Consider the following 18,161-nt stretch of genomic DNA (forward strand, 5'->3'; position numbering starts at 1 on the left):
GCGGGCACAGGGGGCCTGCCACACCATGAGCGTTGTCACCAATACGACCACCATCGGCGCCATCGAGCTGCCGAGCCGGCGGAACACCGAGCTCATGCTGCTCGCCTTCGCCGTGGTCATCCCGATCTTCGCCTACGCCAATGTGGGTCTGGCGATCCACGGCGAGCTGCCCCCCGGCATGTTCGCCTACGGGGCCGGCTTCGCCGTGCTCGCCGGAATAGCGCACTTCGTCGTACGCCGGTACGCCAAGTACGCCGACCCTCTGCTCCTGCCGCTCGCCACCCTGCTCAACGGCCTCGGCGTCGTCCTGATCTGGCGCCTGGACCAGTCCGAGCGGCTGCAGAACCTCGCCAAGCGCAGCTTCGGGGCCTTCTCGCCCTCCGCGCCCAACCAGATGCTCTACACGGCGCTCGCCATCGCCCTGTTCGCCGCCGTGCTGCTGATCCTCAAGGACCACCGCGTCCTGCAGCGGTTCACCTACATCTCCATGGCCGGCGCGCTGGTGCTGCTGATCCTGCCCGTCGTCCCGGGCCTGGGCGCCGACGTCTTCGGCGCCAAGATCTGGATCAGCGTCGGCGGCTTCTCCATCCAGCCCGGTGAGTTCGCGAAGATCGTCATCGCGATCTTCTTCGCCGGCTATCTGATGGTGAAGCGCGACGCGCTCGCCCTGGCCAGCCGCCGCTTCATGGGCCTCTACCTGCCGCGCGGCCGCGACCTCGGCCCGATCCTGATGATCTGGGCGATGAGCCTGCTGGTCCTGGTCTTCGAGAACGACCTCGGTACCTCGCTGCTCTTCTTCGGCATGTTCGTGATCATGCTGTACGTGGCGACCGAGCGCACCAGCTGGATCGTCATCGGCCTGCTGATGTCGGTCGGCGGCGCGGTCGTGGTGGCCTCCTTCGCCAGCCACGTCCAGGCCCGCGTCAACGCCTGGCTCGACCCCTTCGGCTGCTACACCACCTCGGGCGCCTGTGAGCAGGTCGGCCAGTCGATCATGAGCTTCGGTTCCGGCGGGGTCCTCGGCGCCGGATGGGGCCAGGGCAACTCCGACCTCATCGGCTTCGCCGCCAACTCCGACTTCATCTTCTCCACCGTCGGCGAAGAGCTCGGTCTCTCCGGTGTGATGGCCTTCCTGCTGATCTACGGGCTCATCATCGAGCGGGGCGTCCGCACCGCCCTCGCCGCCCGCGACCCCTTCGGCAAGCTCTTCGCCATCGGCCTGTCCGGCGCCTTCGCGCTCCAGATCTTCGTCGTCGCCGGCGGAGTCATGGGGCTCATCCCCCTCACCGGCATGACGATGCCCTTCCTGGCGTCCGGCGGTTCCTCCGTCCTCGCGAACTGGATCCTCATCGCCGTCCTCATCCGGATCAGCGACACCGCCCGCCGACCGGCACCGGCCCCGGCCCCGTCCCCCGACTCCGAGATGACCCAGGTGGTCCGCCCGTCATGAACAAGCCCCTGCGCCGCATCTCGCTGTTCTGCGGGCTGCTCGTCCTCGCGCTGCTGATCCGGACCAACTGGCTGCAGTACGTCCAGGCCGAGGAACTCAGCACGCGCAAGGAGAACCGACGGGTCCAGATCGCCCAGTACGCGACCGAGCGCGGGAACATCATCGTGCAGGGCGAGCCGATCACCGGTTCCACGGTCACCGACGGCAGCGACTACAAGTACAAGCGCACCTACACCGAAGGGGAGCTGTGGTCCCCGGTCACCGGGTACGCATCGCAGGCCTTCGGCGCCACCCAGCTCGAATCGCTTGAGGACGGCATCCTCACCGGCAACGACGACCGGCTGTTCTTCGACCGCACCATCGGCATGTTCACCGGCGAGAAGAAGCAGGGCGGCAACGTCGTCACCACGCTGAACCGCGCCGCGCAGAAGGCCGCCTTCGAGAAGCTCGGCACCAAGAAGGGCGCGGTCGCCGCGATCGACCCGCGCACCGGTGCCATCCTCGCGCTGGTCTCCACCCCCTCCTACGACCCGTCCAGCTTCGCCGGAAACTCCAAGACCGACGAGAAGGCCTGGGTCGAGCTGAAGGACAGTGAGGACAAGAAGCTCGTCAACCGCGCCCTGCGCGAGACCTACCCGCCCGGCTCCACCTTCAAGGTGGTCACCGCCGCGGCCGCCCTGGAACACGGCGTGGTCAAGGAGATCGACGACCCGACGGACACCCCCGAGCCGTACATCCTCCCGGGCACCAAGACCCAGCTGCCCAACTCCCACACGGGGTGCGAGAAGGCCAGCCTGAACCAGGCGCTGCGGATCTCCTGCAACTCCGTCTTCGCGAACCTGGGCGACAAGGTCACCCGCGACAAAATGGTGGAGACGGCCGAGAAGTTCGGCTTCAACAACGACAAGATCGACACCCCGGTCCGCGCGTTCGCCAGCGTCTACGACAAGAAGATGGGCCGGGACGGCAACGCCCAGAGCTCGATCGGCCAGTTCAACACCGCCGCCACCCCGCTGCAGATGGCCATGGTCACCGCGGCGATCGCCAACGACGGCAAGCTGATGAAGCCGTACATGGTCGACCACCTCACCGCGCCGAACCTGGACATCATCGAGAAGCACGAGCCGCAGGAGATGAGCCGGCCGCTGTCCGCGGGCAACGCGCAGAAGGTCCAGGAGATGATGGTCAACGTCGTCGCGAAGGGCACCGGCGAGAAGGCCCAGATCAAGGGCGTGACGGTCGGCGGCAAGACGGGTACCGCCCAGCACGGCGAGGGCAACAAGAAGCGCCCGTACGCCTGGTTCATCTCCTACGCCGAGAACCCGGACGGCACCTCGCCCGTCGCCGTCGCCGTCGTGATCGAGGACAGCGAGGGCACCGCCCGTGACGACATCAGCGGTGGCGGTCTCGCCGCCCCGGTCGCCAAGGCGGTCATGGAAGCGGTGCTGAAGAGCCAGGGATGACCGGGGGATCACGGGGCGACCGACGTGACGCAGGTCACTGAATCAGCCCCGGATCCGAGCGTACGGTACCGGTCCTGTATCAGGCTGTGGCCACGATCCGATCACGGACGATCGGCCGGTAGCCTTTGCGCGAACAGCACACCGCCGGACCACACACAGGTGCGGTCGGGACTGACGGAGAGGGCTGCAACGTTATGGAAGAGCCGCGTCGCCTCGGCGGCCGGTACGAGCTGAGCCACGTGCTCGGCCGCGGTGGCATGGCCGAGGTCTACCTCGCCCACGACACCCGGCTCGGCCGTACCGTCGCCGTCAAGACCCTGCGCGCCGACCTCGCCCGCGACCCGTCCTTCCAGGCCCGGTTCCGGCGCGAGGCCCAGTCGGCCGCGTCCCTGAACCACCCGGCGATCGTCGCCGTGTACGACACCGGCGAGGACTACGTCGACAACATCTCCATCCCGTACATCGTGATGGAGTACGTCGACGGTTCGACCCTGCGCGAGCTGCTGCACTCGGGCCGCAAGCTGCTGCCCGAGCGCACGCTGGAGATGTGCATCGGCATCCTCCAGGCCCTGGAGTACTCGCACCGCGCCGGCATCGTGCACCGTGACATCAAGCCCGCCAACGTGATGCTGACCCGCACCGGCCAGGTCAAGGTCATGGACTTCGGCATCGCCCGCGCCATGGGCGACTCGGGCATGACCATGACGCAGACGGCCGCCGTCATCGGCACCGCCCAGTACCTCTCCCCGGAGCAGGCCAAGGGCGAGCAGGTCGACGCGCGCTCCGACCTCTACTCCGCGGGCTGCCTGCTCTACGAACTCCTCAGCGTGCGGCCCCCGTTCGTCGGCGACTCGCCGGTGGCCGTGGCCTACCAGCACGTGCGGGAGGAACCGCAGCCCCCGTCGAACTTCGACCCCGAGATCACGCCCGAGATGGACGCGATCGTCCTCAAGGCACTGGTCAAGGACCCCGACTACCGCTACCAGTCGGCGGACGAGATGCGCGCCGACATCGAGGCCTGTCTCGACGGCCAGCCCGTCGCCGCCACCGCCGCCATGGGCGCGGCCGGGTACGGCTACCCGCACGACCAGGGCCACGGCTACGGCCCGCAGGGCTACGACCAGCCCACCACCGCCCTGCGCACCGCCGACCCCGGCGCCCAGACGTCGATGATGCCGCCCATGCCCCCGGGCGACGGCGGCTACGGCTACGGCGACCAGGGCCACGGCGGCTACGACCAGGGCTCGAACCGCCGCCAGAGCCAGAAGAAGAGCAAGGCGTCCACCGTGCTGCTCGTGGCGGCCGGCATCCTCGTGCTGGTCGGCGCGATCCTGATCGGCCGGGCCCTGTCCTCGAACACGGCCGACAACCGGCCCAGCGTGCCCAAGCTCATCGGCCAGACCCTGGAACAGGCCACGAAGAGCGCCGAGAACTCCAAGCTCAAGGTGGTCAAGGGCGCCGACGCGCCCTGCGACGACCAGCCCAAGGGCAACGTCTGCAAGCAGGACCCCGCCCCCGACACCAAGGTCGACGAGGGCTCCACGGTGACGATCACCGTCTCCTCGGGCGCCCCGAAGGTGTCCGTGGTCGACGTGCTCAACATGACGTACGAAGAGGCCGAGAAGGCGCTGAGGGACAAGGGCTTCCAGGTCGACCGCAAGACCCAGGAGTCCGACCGCACCCCGGGGACCGTGCTGGAGCAGAACCCGAAGGCCGGTTCCGAGGCCGAGAAGAACAGCGTGATCACGCTGACGGTCGCCAAGGAGCAGTCCAAGTCCGAGGTCCCCGACCTCAGGGGCAAGACCAAGGACGAGGCGGAGAAGGCCCTGAAGGCCGTCAACCTCCGGCTCGGCAGCGTCACGGAGTCCGACCAGCAGCCCGGAGCCGTTCCGGGCACGGTCACCGGCCAGCAGATCGCGGCGGGCCAGCAGATCGAGCAGGGCAAGGCGGTGGGCATCACCATCGCCAAGGCCGCGCAGGCGACGGCCGTCCCGAACTTCGCGGGCCGGACCCTGGGCCAGTACAAGAACGACCTCCAGCGGGCCAACCTGCGGCTCGGCATCGTCGCCGGCCCGTCGGACGACAACGCGCTCGTGGTAAACACCGACCCGCAGCCCGGCACTCCGGGCACCTCGGGGCAGGCCGTCAACGTGGCCACGATCGCCGGACAGCAGGACGGCGGGAACAACAACGGCGGTCTCTTCGGAGGCCTGACCGGTGGCGGAGGCCGCCGCTAGGCGCAGCCTCGGCCGCCGGCCCGGCGACCAGGTCCGGCCCCTCTCGGATGCGAGAGGGGCCGGACCTTTTCGCACGCCCACACCCCCGACGGCGGCAGACGGGCCTCTGCGGGCCTGTCCGGCGCCTCTGGGGTTCCTGGGACTCCCGGGGCTCCCGCGGGGCCCTCCAGGCCCTCTGGGGGCCACGCAGGCCCCGGCTCAGCGCAGCTCCGGCGGGGGCGTGCGCTTGGCGTCCACCTTCTCCGTGCGGACCAGCTCGCCCCACACGATGTAGCGGTACTTCGACGTGTAGACCGGCGTGCAGGTGGTGAGCGTGATGTACCGGCCCGGAGCGGTCCTTCCGGACTCCTTGGGGACCGGGTTGATCACGTCGGTGTTGTACTTCGAGGTCTGGCGCAGCTCCGCGAAGACCTTGTAGACGTACCAGGTGTCCCGGGTCTCGAAGACGATCGCGTCGCCGTTCTTCACCTTGTCGATGTTGTGGAACTTCGCCCCGTGCCCGTCCCGGTGCGCGGCGAGCGAGAAGTTCCCCTTCTCGTCCCAGGGCAGCGCCGACTTCACGGGCTCGGTGTAGTAGCCGGCGACGCCGTCGTCGAGGATGTCCGGCGCGGTGCCCGCCTTGACGAGCACCTCGCCGTTCTTCATGGCCGGTACGTGCAGGAAGCCGACCCCGCCCCTGGTGTCGAGCGCCCCCGGCCCGGCCTGCTCGGGGGCCGGGTCCTGCCACTGGCGGCGGATCTCGTCGCCCCGCGCCGCGGCGTGCCGGTCCGCGAGGACGTTGGTCCACCACAGCGAGTACGCCACGAACAGGCCCAGCACCAGGCCCACCGTGATCAGGACCTCTCCCAGCAGGCTCAGGAAGCCGGCGAGCACACTGCGGCTGCCGGCGGGCGGGGCCGCGGCGCGGCGGCTGGCACGAGACACGCTTGATTCGTCCTTAGCTGGTCAGCGCGGGCGGCGGGCCCTGGCTACGGGGGCGTTCCCCGGTCATCCTGCCCCATACGATCATCCGGTAGGTGCTGGTGAACTCCGGGGTGCAGGTGGTCAGCGTGATGTACCGGCCCGCGGAAGTGAACCCGGAGCCCTCCGGCACGGGTTTGATCACCCCGATGTTCGTCGGCGGTGTCTGCGCCAGCGACGAGGTCATCTCGTACGTGTAGTACGCGTCCCGGGTCTCGACCACGACGGGGTCCCCGGGCACGAGCCGGTTGATGTAGCGGAACGGCTCGCCGTGGGTGTTGCGGTGTCCGGCCACCGCGAAGTTGCCCTGCTTGTCGGCGGGCATCGCGGTCTTCAGCGCGCCCTCGCCGTAGTGCCCGACCATGCCCTTGTCCAGCACCTTGGGCTTGCTGACGCCCTCGGCGACCGGGACCTTCACGTCCAGTTTGGGGATGTGGAGGATCGCGAAGCCCTGGCCCGGTTCGAAGGCCGTCACGGGCGGTGCGGCCGCCGCGCCGTCCGGCTGCCGCTCCCAGGTCTGCCGCAGCGAGCCGGCGGCGCCGTTCGCCGTCCGCTCGGCCACCAGGTTCGTGTACCAGAGCTGGTAGGCGACGAACAGCAGCATCACGAGGCCCGCCGTGATGAAGAGCTCCCCGCCCAGCCGGCTCGCGATGACCACCGGGCCGCCCGACGCCGGCCGCTTGCGACGCCGCCCGCCCCTCCTCCGGGAGTTCCTGGCGGCCCGTTTCGCGGCCTCCTGAGCTGCCCTGCGTCGCGCGGCCCGGCCCTCGGTGGGCGCGGACGGCGCGACCGTGGTCACGCGACGGCCTTGCCCACCACCGGGGCCAGCCCCACCGAGCGTTCCACCGCGCCGGCGTCACCGCAGCGCACCAGCCAGTTCGCGAGCATCCGGTGGCCCCATTCGGTCAGCACCGACTCGGGGTGGAACTGCACGCCCTCGACGTCGTGCTCCCGGTGGCGCAGGCCCATGATGATCCCGTCCTCGGTCCGGGCCGTGACCTGCAGGACGTCGGGCAGGGTCGCGGGCTCGGCCGCCAGGGAGTGGTACCGGGTCGCGGTGAACGGCGAGGGCAGCCCCTCGAACACGCCCAGGCCCTCGTGCACCACGGGCGAGGTCTTGCCGTGGAGCAGTTCCGGGGCCCGGTCCACGACGCCCCCGTAGGCGATCGCCATGGACTGCATGCCGAGGCACACCCCGAAGACGGGGACGCCGGTGCCGGCGCAGTGCCGGACCATGTCCACGCAGACGCCGGCCTCCTCGGGCGTGCCCGGCCCGGGGGAGAGCAGGACGCCGTCGAACCCGTCCTGCGCGTGCGCGAGGGCGACCTCGTCGTTGCGCAGCACCTCGCACTCGGCTCCGAGCTGGTAGAGGTACTGGACCAGGTTGAAGACGAAGCTGTCGTAGTTGTCGACCACCAGAATGCGTGCGCTCACGGAGTGGCTCCCGATCCCTCGTCCACCGTCACATCGTTGAACGGAAGGAGCGGCTCGGCCCACGGGAAGACGTACTGGAACAGTACGAAGACCACGGCGAGGACCAGTACGAGGGAGATCAGCGCGCGTACCCACGCGTTGCCCGGCAGATGCCGCCAGATCCAGCCGTACATGCCGCCTGATTCCTTTTCGTCCACATTCGTTCAACGCACCGCGGGGGCGGTACGCGAACAGACTAAAGGCAGCGGCCCGGCGGGGAGGGTCACCTGGACGAACCCTCCGGTCCGCCCTGCCCGGCGGCGCGCGTACCGGTCAGTTCCGCCCAGACCACCAGCCGGTGGCTGTGTCCCCATTCCGGGTCGCAGGTGGTCAGCGTCAGGTACCGGCCCGGTGCCGTGAACGGGGACTTCGGCGGAACCGGGTCCACCACGCCGACGTCGGTGGGCAGGGTGCGCAGGGGCCCGCCCCGGATCGTGTACGTGTACCGGGTGCCCGCGTCCTTGAGGATCACCTCGTCCCCCGGGCGCAGCCGGGGGAAGTCCTTGAAGGGGTCACCGTAGGTGCGGCGGTGGCCGGCCACGGAGAAGTTGCCGACGGCACCGAGGCGGGCGGTGGCGGCGTAGTGGCCCAGGCCCTTCTTCAGCAGCTCGGGGTCCGTGCCCTCCAGGACCGGCCGGACCCAGTCCGGGCCGAAGCGCGGGATGCGCATCTCGGCGAACGCCCGGCCCGCGGGGTAGCGCGGTTCCGCAGGGGCGGGGGCGGCTGATCCGGCCGGCTGCGGCGCGGCCCCGGGGGCGGTGGCCGGTGGGGCTGCGGCCGGTGGAGCCGGGGCCGTCGGCCGCGCGGCCGCCGCCCAGCCGTCGCGCAGCCGGGCCATCTCGCCGTCCGCGGCCCGGTCGGCCTTGACCCCGGTCCACACCAGGACGTAGACGACGAAGAGCACGATCAGCGTGCCCGCCGTCAGGCACACCTCGCTGAACGTCCGTACCGCCAGCCGCAGGAGGGCGTCGGGACGGGCCCGGTCACGGGGTGGTGCCCACCGGCTTCGCATAGTGGAGGTCCACTGTGCCGGAGTAGGGGGGAAGTGTCAGCGCCTTGTGCTCGTCCACTTTCCAGCCCAGGCCGTAGGCGTTCACGTACGCCTGGTAGTTCTGCAGGGCCGGGGAGGCCGCGAGGGCCTTCTTGAGCGCCGCCGGGTCGCCGACCGCCGAGATCTTGTACGGGGGCGAGTAGACGCGGCCCTGGAGGATCAGGGTGTTGCCCACGCAGCGCACCGCGCTGGTGGAGATGAGCCGCTGGTCCATGACCTGGATGCCCTCGGCGCCGCCCTGCCACAGGGCGTTCACCACGGCCTGGAGGTCCTGCTGGTGGATCACCAGGTCGTTGGGCTGCGGTTCGGGCACGTTGGGGATGCGGGCGGTGGCGTTCGGCGGGGCGTCGTTGAGGGTGACGGTCAGGCCCTTGCCGGAGAGTTCCTCGGTGCCCGAGGCGGCGCGCAGAGCGGCCAGCTTCGCGTCCTCGGCCTTGGTGCTGCCGTTGTCGCGGTCGGCGAGGGCGTCCACGCGGGCGCGGGCCGCTCCGGTGCTCTCCTCCAGCTCCGCGTTGTCCGCACTGCGTTCCTTGATCAGGTCCGACAGCTTCAGGAGCGAGGCATCCGTGCGGATGTTCGTACCCTTGGAGGTGTTGAAACTGGTGACGAAGAGCAGCCCGGCCAGGGCGAAGACGGCGGCCGTCAGCAACCGGACCGGCCTGGCCCGGCGACGGGGACCCGTGGAGGAGTCGTCTGAATTGCTCAACGTACCCTTCTCCTTCAACGCCACAGGTCCACTACGCTAACGGACGCCCGGGGCAGGCAAGGTCCCCAGCGCATCGACAGGAGAGCCCCTCGTGCCGAAGTCACGTATCCGCAAGAAGGACGACTACACCCCGCCGCCCGCGCGGCAGCCGCAGAACATCCGGTTGACGAACCGCAGCTGGGTGGCCCCGGTCATGCTGGCGTTCTTCCTGATCGGTCTCGCGTGGATCGTCGTCTTCTACGTGACCGAGACCCAGCTGCCGGTCGAGGCCCTCGGCAACTGGAACATCGTCGTCGGTTTCGGCTTCATCGCGGCGGGATTCGGCGTTTCCACGCAGTGGAAGTAGCACCCGGCAGTCCCTGACGGAAGCTCTCCCCAGGAGTTATCCACAGCGTCATCCACACCTGAGGAAAAGACAGAAGATCTGTGGATAACTCTGTGGAGAGTTGACGCCGGTGTGATCAGGTGAGTTCCGCTGTGCGGAGCACGATCAGCGCCGCTGCCAGCAGGAACACCACCGCACAGGTGCCCCACTGGACGAACGTCCGACTTCGGGCACCGGTCGGCACGAGCATGCCCAGGCCCACCAGCGCACCCGTGATCAGACCGCCCACGTGGGCCGGCCAGGACACACGCAGGACGCCGCCGAGCGGTACGAAGGTCAGCACCAGCATCAGCACGACCATGATGATCACCGGCCGCATCTCGTACCGCAGCCGCCGTGCCAGCACCACGGTGGCGCCGAGCAGGCCGAAGATCGCCCCGGACGCGCCGACGGTCCGGATGTACGGCTCCGCCAGGAGATAGACGAAGGCGCTCGCGCCCAGGCCCGACAGCAGGTAGACGGCGAGGTACCGGGTCCGGCCGAGGGCCGCTTCCAGCGGACCCCCGATGATCCAGAGCGCGATCATGTTGCTGATGATGTGCCACCACTCGGTGTGCAGGAACACCGAGGTCAGCAGTCGGTGGTACTCGCCCCCGGCGACGCCGTGGACGGGGCCGCCGAGGTACTCGCGGTAGCCGCCGATCAGCTGCAGCTGCACCACCAGCGCCGGAGCCAGCAGGCAGAGGAAGAAAACGGCGACATTGATCCCGATGAGGATCTTGGTGACCAGCTGGGGGTCCTCGGCGACCACACCGCCCGCGATGGTGCGCGGCGCGTTGGCGGCGGGCCGGTGACCGGTCCCCGAGCCCTCGCGGACGCACTCGGGGCACTGGAACCCCACCGACGCACTGATCATGCAATCGGGGCAGATGGGGCGTTCGCAGCGGGTGCAGCTGATCCCCGTGTCGCGGTCCGGGTGGCGGTAGCAGCCCGGCAGACGGTCGGTGTCCATCGGTTCCCTCGGTCGGCGGCGGGGCGAACGGTGTGGACCCCGCCGGTCCGGTACGTATGCAGTACGGACGGGCGGGGCGGAAAGGTTCCCGGTGCGCGGTGGGGCGGTGGCCCGGTGCCGCGGGCGCGCGGTGGCGCGGGCGCGCGGTGGCGCGGGCGCGCGGTGGCGCGGGCGCGCGGTGGCGCGGGCGCGCGGTGGCGCGGGCGCGCGGTGGCGCGGGCCGTCAGCGCCTCTCGACGACGACGGACTTGATGATCACGTCGTCCAGCGGCCGCTCGGTGCGCGGGTTGGTGGCGCCGGAGGCGATCGCGTCCACCACCTTCCGGCTCGCCGGGTCGGTGACCTCTCCGAAGATGGAGTGCTTGCGCGTCAGCCAGGCGGTCGGGGCGACGGTGATGAAGAACTGCGAGCCGTTGGTGCCCGGGCCGGCGTTGGCCATGGCGAGCAGGTAGGGCTTGGTGAAGGCCAGATCGGGGTGGAACTCGTCCGCGAACGCGTAGCCGGGACCGCCGGTGCCGTTGCCGAGCGGGTCACCGCCCTGGATCATGAAGCCGCTGATGACACGGTGGAAGACGGTGCCGTCGTACAGCGGGTCCGTGGTCTTCTGGCCATCGGTGGGGCGGGTCCACTCACGGGCGCCCGTGGCGAGCTCGACGAAGTTGCGGACGGTCTTCGGAGCGAAGTTCTCCAGAAGTTCGATCTCGATGTCGCCGTGCGTGGTCTTCAGGGTGGCGTAGAGCTTCTCGGCCACGGATCTGCCTTCCATAGTCATCGCTGTCGGTCCAGATGGTCGCACGGAGGGCTCCGCGGCACTGAAATCCTCCACCCGTATGCCCTGTCACGCATGCCTGTCGGCGCTATGGCAGGCATGATCCGACAAAGGGTGGAAAGGTGAACTGTGTCCGCCACCGAGGAGGAGGATCCCGTGACCGGCAAGGACAGCGCGCGCCTGGCAGCCGAGAGCGCCAGGGAGAGCGTGCGGTACGCGGCTGAAATGGTGGCGCCGTACGCGGAATCCGCCAGGGACGCTGCGGTGCACTACGCGCACGAGGCCAACGAGCGGCTGACGCCGATGGTGTCCCAGGCGGCGACCGGCGCCGCGCGCCAGGCCCGGATGACCTACGACTGCCATCTGCAGCCGCGGCTGAAGGCGGCGCGGGCACACGTACCGCCACCCGTGGACCGTGCCGCGACGAAGGCGGTGCACCAGACCCGCCTGGCGGCCCGTCACGCCGCCGACTACACGCAGCCGAAGATCGAGAGCGCCATCGCGGTCGCCACGCCCGTGGCCGAGGAGGCCGCGTCGCGGTCGACCGCGGCCCTGGCGGCGCTGCGCGGCCAGGTGACGGCCAAGGAAGTGCAGAAGCTCGTGCGCAAGCACGAGCGGGCACGGCGCCGCGGCAGGGTTCTGCGCGGGGCCGCGCTCGTCGGCCTGGTCGCGGCCGGCGCCTACCTGGCGTGGCGGTGGTGGGACCAGCAGTCGAACCCGGACTGGCTGGTCGAGCCGCCCGCGGCGACCGAGCTGTCGGACCGCGACGCCGCGCCGGCCAGCTTCGACGACGAGCTGGCGGAGAAGGAGCGCGAGGCGGGCTCCGGACCCGAGCCGGACCCGGGCCACTAGGGCGTGTGTCGAAAGTAGCGCCGTCCGCCCGAACGGCGGGCCCCGCGGCGTCTGGTGCGTGCGATCGCAAGGCGGAGGATCGTCCTCGTACTGGGCGTACGTGGACGATCCCGACAACGCGGCGAGCGTGCGTGCCAGGCGTCGCGGGGCAGGCGGGACTTTCGACACACGCCCCAGACGTTCCGGCACGTGGCAGGGCCCGGACCCCGCGCGGGGTCCGGGCCCTGCCACGTCGTGTGCGGGCGGAGCCGGGTGGGGTCAGGCCGGGAGCGTCAGGACCGCGCCCGGCGGCAGGAGGTCGGGGTTGGCGCCGATGACCCCCCTGTTCATGGCGTAGAGCTCGCGCCAGCGCGCCTCGTTGCCGAGCTCGCGGGCGGCGATCGCGGCGAGCGTGTCGCCCCGCTGGACGGTGTAGGTGCGCTTCTTGGCGGTGGGCCCCGGCTTGGCCGTCGGGGCCGCGGGCACCGCCTTGTGCGCGGCCGAGTGGGGCGTGGGCGTGTGCGCCGCCCCGGGCCCGGTGGAGGGCGGCGCGGGCTTCGGCATCGCGGCGGGCCTGGGCGGTGCGGGCACCGCCTTGTGCGCCGCCGAGCCGGGGGTCGGGGTCGCGGGCGCGGGCCCCGGCCTGGGCGGTGCGGCGGCCGCCATGCGCTCGGCGGCGGCCCTCGTCGCCGAGGCGGCGTCGGCCGCGGCGCTCCGGGACCGGCCCGCCCCCTCGTCCGCCTGCTGCTGCGCCTGCTCCTTGGCCCTGTCGGCGCTGTCGTGCGCCTTCTTCTTGTCGGACTTCAGGAAGTCGAAGAGTCCCATGTCTGTACGCCTCCGGCGTGAGGGTTCCCCCCTGGGATCGATGCCTTTCTCCCCACTGTCCGCCACCGGACGGCGAGCGGCCCAGCGACGGGGCCGTCCGGGGGACGCGCGGCCCTCGGGAACGCTCCCGGAAGGGACCGGGCCATGCTCCGTCGTGTCGAGAAACGGCACCGCACCACGCGGGATCCGCACACCGGGCACCACGCACCAGGGCGTTCAGCACATGCGCAGCAAGCTGGTCCGACTGATGGGGGAAACTGCACCGCCGGTCCCGCGCCCCGGGCCGCCAAGGGCACCCGGGGAGGAACGGCCGGGCAGACCTTCGCCGTCCGCGGGCATGAAAAATGCCCTCCGAGCCGCGTTTTCGCAGATCAGAGGGCATTTGGATGTGGAGCCTAGGAGATTCGAACTCCTGACATCTGCCTTGCAAAGGCAGCGCTCTACCAACTGAGCTAAGGCCCCATGGAACTGGACGCACCGGTCCCACGTGAGGGATACGGCCGTTCCGCAGAACAGAGTACCGGGTCTACCCCCTCATCTCGCAAAATGCTAGGGACTCCCGCCCTGCGACCACTCTCCGTAAGATGCTCGCGAGGTTCGCACCAGCGAAGGGGAGTAGTAAGAGTGGACGCAGTGCAGCAAGAGGCCACGGCCAGAGCCAGAGAGCTCCAGCGAAGCTGGTACGGAGAGCCGCTGGGGGCGCTCTTCCGCAGGCTCATAGACGACCTCGGCCTGAACCAGGCCCGTCTCGCTGCAGTACTCGGACTGTCGGCGCCCATGCTGTCCCAGCTGATGAGCGGCCAGCGCGCCAAGATCGGGAATCCTGCCGTGGTCCAGCGCGTCCAGGCCCTCCAGGACCTCGCCGGACAGGTGGCCGACGGCAGCGTCAGCGCGGCGGAGGCGACCGACCGGATGGACGAGATCAAGAAGACCCAGGGGGGATCCGTCCTCAGCAGCAGCGGCCAGACCACCACCGGTTCCGGCGCACCCACCGTCAAGCGCGTGGTCCGCGAGATCCAGTCGCTGCTGCGCTCGGTCTCCGCGGCCGGCGACATCATCGACGCGGCGAACAGCCTCGCCCCCAGCCACCCGGAACTGGCAGAGTTCCTCCGGGTGTACGGAGCGGGCCGCACTGCGGACGCGGTCGCCCACTACGAGGCGCACCAGAACTGACACGCGCGACGGCGGACAACAGGATGACGGGGGACGGGCGCAGCGATGGGTGAGGTCTTCGCCGGCCGGTACGAGCTGATCGATCCGATCGGGCGCGGTGGCGCGGGCGCCGTGTGGCGGGCCTGGGACCACCGCCGTCGCCGCTACGTCGCCGCGAAGGTCCTGCTGCAGAGCGACGCCCACACGCTCCTGCGCTTCGTACGGGAGCAGGCGCTGCGGATCGACCACCCGCACGTACTGGCGCCGGCGAGCTGGGCGGCCGACGACGACAAGGTCCTCTTCACCATGGACCTGGTAGGCGGCGGCTCCCTCGGCCATGTGATCGGGGACTACGGTCCCCTCCCGCCCCGCTTCGTGTGCGCGCTGCTCGACCAGCTGCTGTCGGGCCTGGCGGCGGTGCACGCGGAAGGCGTGGTGCACCGCGACATCAAACCGGCCAACATCCTCATGGAGGCCACCGGAAGCGGGCGGCCGCACCTGCGGCTGTCCGACTTCGGCATCTCCATGCGCAAGGGCGAGCCCCGCCTGACCGAGACCGACTACGTGGTCGGCACGCCGGGCTATTTCGCTCCCGAGCAACTGACGGGGGCGGAACCCGACTTCGCAGCGGACCTCTTCGCCGTGGGCCTGGTCTCCCTGTACCTCCTCCAGGGGAGCAAGCCCGACGCCCGGGCCCTGGTGGACCACTTCCTCGCGCACGGGACCCCGGACGCCCCGCAAGGCGTCCCCGGCCCGCTCTGGGACGTCATCGCGAACCTCCTGCAGCCCGACCCCCAGAACCGGTTCCGGACGGCCACAGGGGCGCGCAAGGCCCTTGCCGCGGCCGTGGAGCTGCTGCCGGCCCCGGCCCCGGACGAGGATCCGGTGGAGGTGTTCGACCAACTCGGTCCGCTGCCGCCCGGGTTCGGCCCCGAGGGGCCCGAGGGACGGACGGGCACGGCCCCGTCCACGGCCCCGTCCACGGCCGCCTCCGCGCCCGCCTCGGCTGCCGCGGCGACCCCGCAGGCGCCCGCCGCGGGGCCCGCCGTCGCCGATCCCCGCGGTGCCGCCGCCACGCCGCCCCGCGTCCCGCAGCAGGCCGCCGCTGTCGGAGCGCCCGCGCACGGCCCCTCGTACGGGCCCGAGTACGGCCCCTCGTACGGCCCTTCGGAGACGGGCAGCTTCCATCTGCCCCCGCCGGCCGTACCGGCCGCGCCTGGGGTGCCGGGGACGCCCACCGCGCCGGTCAGGGTGCGCGGCGGCATCGCCCCGCCCCCGCCGAAGGCGGTGGCCTCACTGCTCGCCGCGGCGCTGGTGTGCTTCGCCGTCGGCGTCTGGGCGCTCACGCAGATGTAGCGCCGCGCCCCCGCCGGCCGAGCAGGACCCAGCCGCCCAGCACCGCCAGCAGCAGCGTCCCGCCGCCGAAGCCCGCGCTCGCGACGACGCGCATCACCGAACGGGTCCCGGCCGCCTCCGCGGCCTCCGGGGCCGTCAGGCCCTCCGCCGCCGCCGTCCGGTCCGCGGCCCCGACCCCGAAGCCGCCCGCGGCCGGATCCTCCTGGTACGCGGGGGCCTTGGCCGGGGTTCCGGCCACCTCCAGCCGCAGCGTCAGCGGAACGGGGACCGCGTCCTCGGTGAAGTCGGCGACCTTCCCGCCCATCGTCACGGCGATGTAGTACCAGCCGGCGACGCCGACGGGCCGGGTCTCCCGGTCGCCGGAGAAACGGTTGCCGTAGTCCACCGGGGGCGTCTTCTCCAGGGTGACCCCCGCCTGCACGCCGTCGTAGGACGCCTCCTTGCCCGAAACCGCGGCCCGGTAGGGGTTGTAGAGGGTGACGGCCAGTCCGCCCGAGGCGGAGGTGTACTTCTTGGTCACGCGGGCGGCGGAGAGCTCCGCTCCCAGGCCGAGCCGCTGCCCCCAGTCCAGCGGAACGCGGTACCAGCGGGTCTGCCCGGGCCGCAGTTCGTCGCGCCACACCCCGGCGCCCAGGGCGCGCGCGTCGTTGAAGCCGGTGCCGCCGACGCGGCCGACCGCCTCGGTTCCGGGCAGGGACGGCGCCCCGGTCGGCCGGCCACTGGGCGCGGTGGTCGGGGCGCCCGCGCCGCGGCCCGGTTCGCGCTGCACCTTCAGTTCGAGCGGCCAGGGGCTCTGGTCGGAGTCCTCGGCCGCGGTCCGGGTGAGCTTCGCGTAGTAGACGCCGGGGGCGGCGCACGGCTGGTCCTCGGTGCCCCAGCGGACACCGGCGGCGGCGAGGGGCACCGCGTCGTAGCCGAAGGTCGCGCGGCCGGTGCTGTTGTCGCAGGACTTCCCCGCGGTGGTCATCAGCTCGACCTCGATGCCGTCGCTGCGGGAGACCTTGGCACCCGCCGGGGGCCGGACCACGGCGCTGACGTAGGCGTTGGAGCCGTCGCCCGCCAGGACGAGACGGTAGTAGCGCGGCCCGGGCGCGATGGTGTCCTCGTAGGTCCTACCGGCCTCGACGAGCGGGGCGTCGGCCGAGGAGGGCTTGCCCTCGACGGTCTCGGCGCCGTCGGCGGGGCGGTAGACGGAGGGCGGCCGGGGGGTGTTCTCCCCGGCGTACGCGGCGGCGGGCACTCCGGCCACCATCGTGCCGAGGGCCACCGCCCACACCGTCGTCGGTACCCGACCCATCACGCCCACCCCGAATTTGCTACCGCAAGCCAAATCTTTACAAAAGGTAAGTTTTCGTCACAGAACAGCATGAAGCCCCGGCCGCAGCGGCAGCCGGGGCTTCATGAACTCAGCCTTCGGTCTCACACACCGGAACCAGAGGGCACGGAGTCGGTTGCCTCCGTCCACAGGTCCTGCTCGGCGCGGTCCGCCTGGATCTGGCGGTACACGAGGAGCCCGCCGATGGCGGCCAGTGCGACCAGGAGCAGCTTCTTCACCGCGCGACCTCGTCTTTCGTTGACGTAGGGGACTTCTGGCGCCCAACAATACACACCGACCGATATCCGATCGGCGCCATTCGACAGGCACCGGGTCCGCCAACTGGCCCGACGCAGAAGACCCCCAGGCCTTGAGCCTGGGGGTCTTCGACACTGTGGGGCTAACAGGATTTGAACCTGTGGCCTCATCCTTATCAGGGATGCGCTCTAACCAACTGAGCTATAGCCCCATCCGCGCTGCGCGCTGACTCCTGAAGATTAGCGCACAGACCCGGTCAGGCCAAAATCCGTTCCCGGGGGGCGTCTGCGCAGGTCATCCGACCCCTCACAGGCGCTCCGCCGGGAGGCCTACTCGTCCTCGGCGAGGGTGAGCTCGACGCCGCCGACGAATCCCGCCGACAGGTTGTAGATGAACGCGCCCAGCGTCGCCAGCGCCGTCGCCAGCACCACGTCGATCACCGCGATCACCGACGTGAAGATCAGCACGCGCGGCAGCGACATGAACGCCTGCAGGTCGAAGCCGTTGCCCTCGTTCGAGCCGGTCGCCTCGCTGATCGTGCCGCCGACGGTCGAGAAGACGCCCATCGCGTCCATGACCATCCACAGCACGGCCGCCGCCACGATCGTGCAGATGCCCAGCGCGATCGACAGCAGGAAGCTGACCTTCATCACCGACCACGGATCCGCCTTGGCCACCCGCAGCCGCGCCTTGCGCGTCCTGGGAGCCGTGCGCACCGGCGTGCGCGGCTTGCGCTGGGTGGTGGCGCCCGTACCGCCGCCGCGCGGCGCACCCGGGCCCGTGGGGGCCGCGTAGGCCTGCGGCGGCTGGTACGGCTGCGCGGGCTTGTCCGCGTCGGCAGCGGGCTTGGCCTCGGCCTCGTCCGATGTCTGCGGTCCTCGGGTGTCCGTCACGGTTCCCCCCTGGGAGTCCGCGGCAGGGCCACGGGCACCGTTCGCTCCAGTCTTGGCCGGTCCGGCGCCCGTGGCTCCACTCACG

Annotated in this window: 18 protein-coding genes, 2 tRNA genes and 1 pseudogene; 7 read left to right on the forward strand and 14 right to left on the reverse strand. The window is 70.9% G+C overall.

Annotation, left to right across the window (positions count from 1 at the left end):
- The first annotated feature begins 25 nt into the window (after positions 1-25).
- The 3 genes from ACIPXC_RS05045 (at position 26) to pknB (ending at position 5,150) form a co-directional block, all read left to right on the forward strand.
- Positions 26-1,450 (forward strand): FtsW/RodA/SpoVE family cell cycle protein, encoded by a 1,425-nt coding sequence (locus ACIPXC_RS05045; RefSeq protein WP_401613638.1) that lies wholly within the window; start codon positions 26-28, stop codon positions 1,448-1,450.
- The gene (locus ACIPXC_RS05050; RefSeq protein ID WP_401613640.1) at positions 1,447-2,913 is read left to right on the forward strand and encodes a peptidoglycan D,D-transpeptidase FtsI family protein; all 1,467 of its coding nucleotides are present in this window, start codon (positions 1,447-1,449) and stop codon (positions 2,911-2,913) included. The genes ACIPXC_RS05045 and ACIPXC_RS05050 overlap by 4 nt, the downstream gene beginning before the upstream one ends.
- Before the next feature lie 194 nt (positions 2,914-3,107).
- Positions 3,108-5,150, forward strand: a complete 2,043-nt coding sequence (gene pknB / locus ACIPXC_RS05055) for a Stk1 family PASTA domain-containing Ser/Thr kinase (protein WP_401613642.1) — start codon at positions 3,108-3,110, stop codon at positions 5,148-5,150.
- A 198-nt stretch (positions 5,151-5,348) separates the two neighbouring features.
- On the opposite strand, the gene ACIPXC_RS05060 is transcribed toward pknB, so the two are convergent.
- The 6 genes and pseudogenes from ACIPXC_RS05060 to ACIPXC_RS05085 all read right to left on the reverse strand — a co-directional run bounded on the left by ACIPXC_RS05060 (position 5,349) and on the right by ACIPXC_RS05085 (position 9,340).
- Complete coding sequence (locus ACIPXC_RS05060; protein WP_401613644.1) at positions 5,349-6,074, reverse strand: class E sortase; 726 nt, start codon at positions 6,072-6,074, stop codon at positions 5,349-5,351.
- A 13-nt stretch (positions 6,075-6,087) separates the two neighbouring features.
- Positions 6,088-6,756: pseudogene (locus ACIPXC_RS05065) on the reverse strand (class E sortase); the annotation flags it as partial.
- A 149-nt stretch (positions 6,757-6,905) separates the two neighbouring features.
- Positions 6,906-7,544, reverse strand: coding sequence for an aminodeoxychorismate/anthranilate synthase component II (locus ACIPXC_RS05070; protein WP_401613646.1), 639 nt, complete (start codon positions 7,542-7,544; stop codon positions 6,906-6,908).
- Positions 7,541-7,717: a hypothetical protein gene (locus ACIPXC_RS05075; RefSeq protein WP_030011120.1), complete on the reverse strand. Its 177-nt coding sequence runs from the start codon at positions 7,715-7,717 to the stop codon at positions 7,541-7,543. Before ACIPXC_RS05075 ends, ACIPXC_RS05070 begins: the two co-directional genes overlap by 4 nt.
- An 89-nt stretch (positions 7,718-7,806) precedes the next feature.
- Entirely contained in the window at positions 7,807-8,595 is a 789-nt protein-coding gene (locus tag ACIPXC_RS05080; RefSeq protein ID WP_401613648.1) for a class E sortase, read from the reverse strand.
- Positions 8,567-9,340, reverse strand: coding sequence for a DUF881 domain-containing protein (locus ACIPXC_RS05085; protein ID WP_401613650.1), 774 nt, complete (start codon positions 9,338-9,340; stop codon positions 8,567-8,569). The genes ACIPXC_RS05080 and ACIPXC_RS05085 overlap by 29 nt, the downstream gene beginning before the upstream one ends.
- A 91-nt stretch (positions 9,341-9,431) precedes the next feature.
- Between ACIPXC_RS05085 and crgA the strand changes: the two genes are divergently transcribed.
- On the forward strand, positions 9,432-9,686 hold the full coding sequence (gene crgA / locus ACIPXC_RS05090) for a cell division protein CrgA (RefSeq protein WP_350990365.1): 255 nt from the start codon (positions 9,432-9,434) through the stop codon (positions 9,684-9,686).
- Between the two features lie 115 nt (positions 9,687-9,801).
- Here crgA and ACIPXC_RS05095 read toward each other — a convergent pair whose 3' ends face one another.
- Together ACIPXC_RS05095 and ACIPXC_RS05100 are read right to left on the reverse strand one after the other, a co-directional pair.
- A complete protein-coding gene (locus tag ACIPXC_RS05095; protein ID WP_401613652.1) occupies positions 9,802-10,677 on the reverse strand; it encodes a rhomboid family intramembrane serine protease in 876 nt (291 codons plus the stop codon).
- A 223-nt stretch (positions 10,678-10,900) separates the two neighbouring features.
- The gene (locus tag ACIPXC_RS05100; RefSeq protein WP_386455361.1) at positions 10,901-11,428 is read right to left on the reverse strand and encodes a peptidylprolyl isomerase; all 528 of its coding nucleotides are present in this window, start codon (positions 11,426-11,428) and stop codon (positions 10,901-10,903) included.
- A gap of 147 nt (positions 11,429-11,575) precedes the next feature.
- Here ACIPXC_RS05100 and ACIPXC_RS05105 point away from each other — a divergent pair, with 147 nt between their 5' ends.
- The gene (locus ACIPXC_RS05105; protein ID WP_401613654.1) at positions 11,576-12,298 is read left to right on the forward strand and encodes a DUF5324 family protein; all 723 of its coding nucleotides are present in this window, start codon (positions 11,576-11,578) and stop codon (positions 12,296-12,298) included.
- A gap of 258 nt (positions 12,299-12,556) precedes the next feature.
- On the opposite strand, the gene ACIPXC_RS05110 is transcribed toward ACIPXC_RS05105, so the two are convergent.
- Positions 12,557-13,102, reverse strand: coding sequence for a LysM peptidoglycan-binding domain-containing protein (locus ACIPXC_RS05110; RefSeq protein ID WP_401613656.1), 546 nt, complete (start codon positions 13,100-13,102; stop codon positions 12,557-12,559).
- Between the two features lie 389 nt (positions 13,103-13,491).
- Positions 13,492-13,564, reverse strand: a tRNA-Ala gene (locus ACIPXC_RS05115).
- A 162-nt stretch (positions 13,565-13,726) separates the two neighbouring features.
- Here ACIPXC_RS05115 and ACIPXC_RS05120 point away from each other — a divergent pair.
- Positions 13,727-14,275 carry a transcriptional regulator gene (locus ACIPXC_RS05120; RefSeq protein WP_030647515.1) on the forward strand — a complete coding sequence of 183 codons (549 nt, stop codon included), beginning with the start codon at positions 13,727-13,729 and terminating at the stop codon, positions 14,273-14,275.
- Between the two features lie 45 nt (positions 14,276-14,320).
- Positions 14,321-15,610, forward strand: coding sequence for a serine/threonine-protein kinase (locus tag ACIPXC_RS05125; RefSeq protein ID WP_401613659.1), 1,290 nt, complete (start codon positions 14,321-14,323; stop codon positions 15,608-15,610).
- Here the strand turns inward: ACIPXC_RS05125 and ACIPXC_RS05130 are convergent.
- The 4 genes from ACIPXC_RS05130 to ACIPXC_RS05145 form a co-directional block, all read right to left on the reverse strand.
- The gene (locus ACIPXC_RS05130) at positions 15,597-16,907 is read right to left on the reverse strand and encodes a hypothetical protein (RefSeq protein WP_401613661.1); all 1,311 of its coding nucleotides are present in this window, start codon (positions 16,905-16,907) and stop codon (positions 15,597-15,599) included. The two genes, ACIPXC_RS05125 and ACIPXC_RS05130, sit on opposite strands and share 14 nt — an antisense overlap.
- Before the next feature lie 122 nt (positions 16,908-17,029).
- The gene (locus ACIPXC_RS05135; protein ID WP_208809277.1) at positions 17,030-17,164 is read right to left on the reverse strand and encodes a DLW-39 family protein; all 135 of its coding nucleotides are present in this window, start codon (positions 17,162-17,164) and stop codon (positions 17,030-17,032) included.
- 156 nt (positions 17,165-17,320) lie between these two features.
- Positions 17,321-17,394, reverse strand: a tRNA-Ile gene (locus tag ACIPXC_RS05140).
- 118 nt (positions 17,395-17,512) lie between these two features.
- On the reverse strand, positions 17,513-18,160 hold the full coding sequence (locus ACIPXC_RS05145; protein ID WP_401613663.1) for a DUF3566 domain-containing protein: 648 nt from the start codon (positions 18,158-18,160) through the stop codon (positions 17,513-17,515).
- Position 18,161: the final 1 nt, after the last annotated feature.

The organism is Streptomyces sp. NPDC090021 (genome assembly GCF_044748225.1).
Taxonomy (GTDB): Bacteria; Actinomycetota; Actinomycetes; order Streptomycetales; family Streptomycetaceae; genus Streptomyces.

Excerpts from the sequence above, each read along its gene's own strand:
- ACIPXC_RS05110 (WP_401613656.1), bottom strand. The coding sequence starts at position 13,102 with ATGGGACTCTTCGACTTCCTGAAGTCCGACAAGAAGAAGGCGCACGAC.
- ACIPXC_RS05095 (WP_401613652.1), bottom strand. The coding sequence starts at position 10,677 with ATGGACACCGACCGTCTGCCGGGCTGCTACCGCCACCCGGACCGCGAC.
- ACIPXC_RS05045 (WP_401613638.1), top strand. The coding sequence starts at position 26 with ATGAGCGTTGTCACCAATACGACCACCATCGGCGCCATCGAGCTGCCG.
- pknB (WP_401613642.1), top strand. The coding sequence starts at position 3,108 with ATGGAAGAGCCGCGTCGCCTCGGCGGCCGGTACGAGCTGAGCCACGTG.
- ACIPXC_RS05075 (WP_030011120.1), bottom strand. The coding sequence starts at position 7,717 with ATGTACGGCTGGATCTGGCGGCATCTGCCGGGCAACGCGTGGGTACGC.
- ACIPXC_RS05050 (WP_401613640.1), top strand. The coding sequence starts at position 1,447 with ATGAACAAGCCCCTGCGCCGCATCTCGCTGTTCTGCGGGCTGCTCGTC.
- ACIPXC_RS05130 (WP_401613661.1), bottom strand. The coding sequence starts at position 16,907 with ATGGGTCGGGTACCGACGACGGTGTGGGCGGTGGCCCTCGGCACGATG.
- ACIPXC_RS05125 (WP_401613659.1), top strand. The coding sequence starts at position 14,321 with ATGGGTGAGGTCTTCGCCGGCCGGTACGAGCTGATCGATCCGATCGGG.
- ACIPXC_RS05080 (WP_401613648.1), bottom strand. The coding sequence starts at position 8,595 with ATGCGAAGCCGGTGGGCACCACCCCGTGACCGGGCCCGTCCCGACGCC.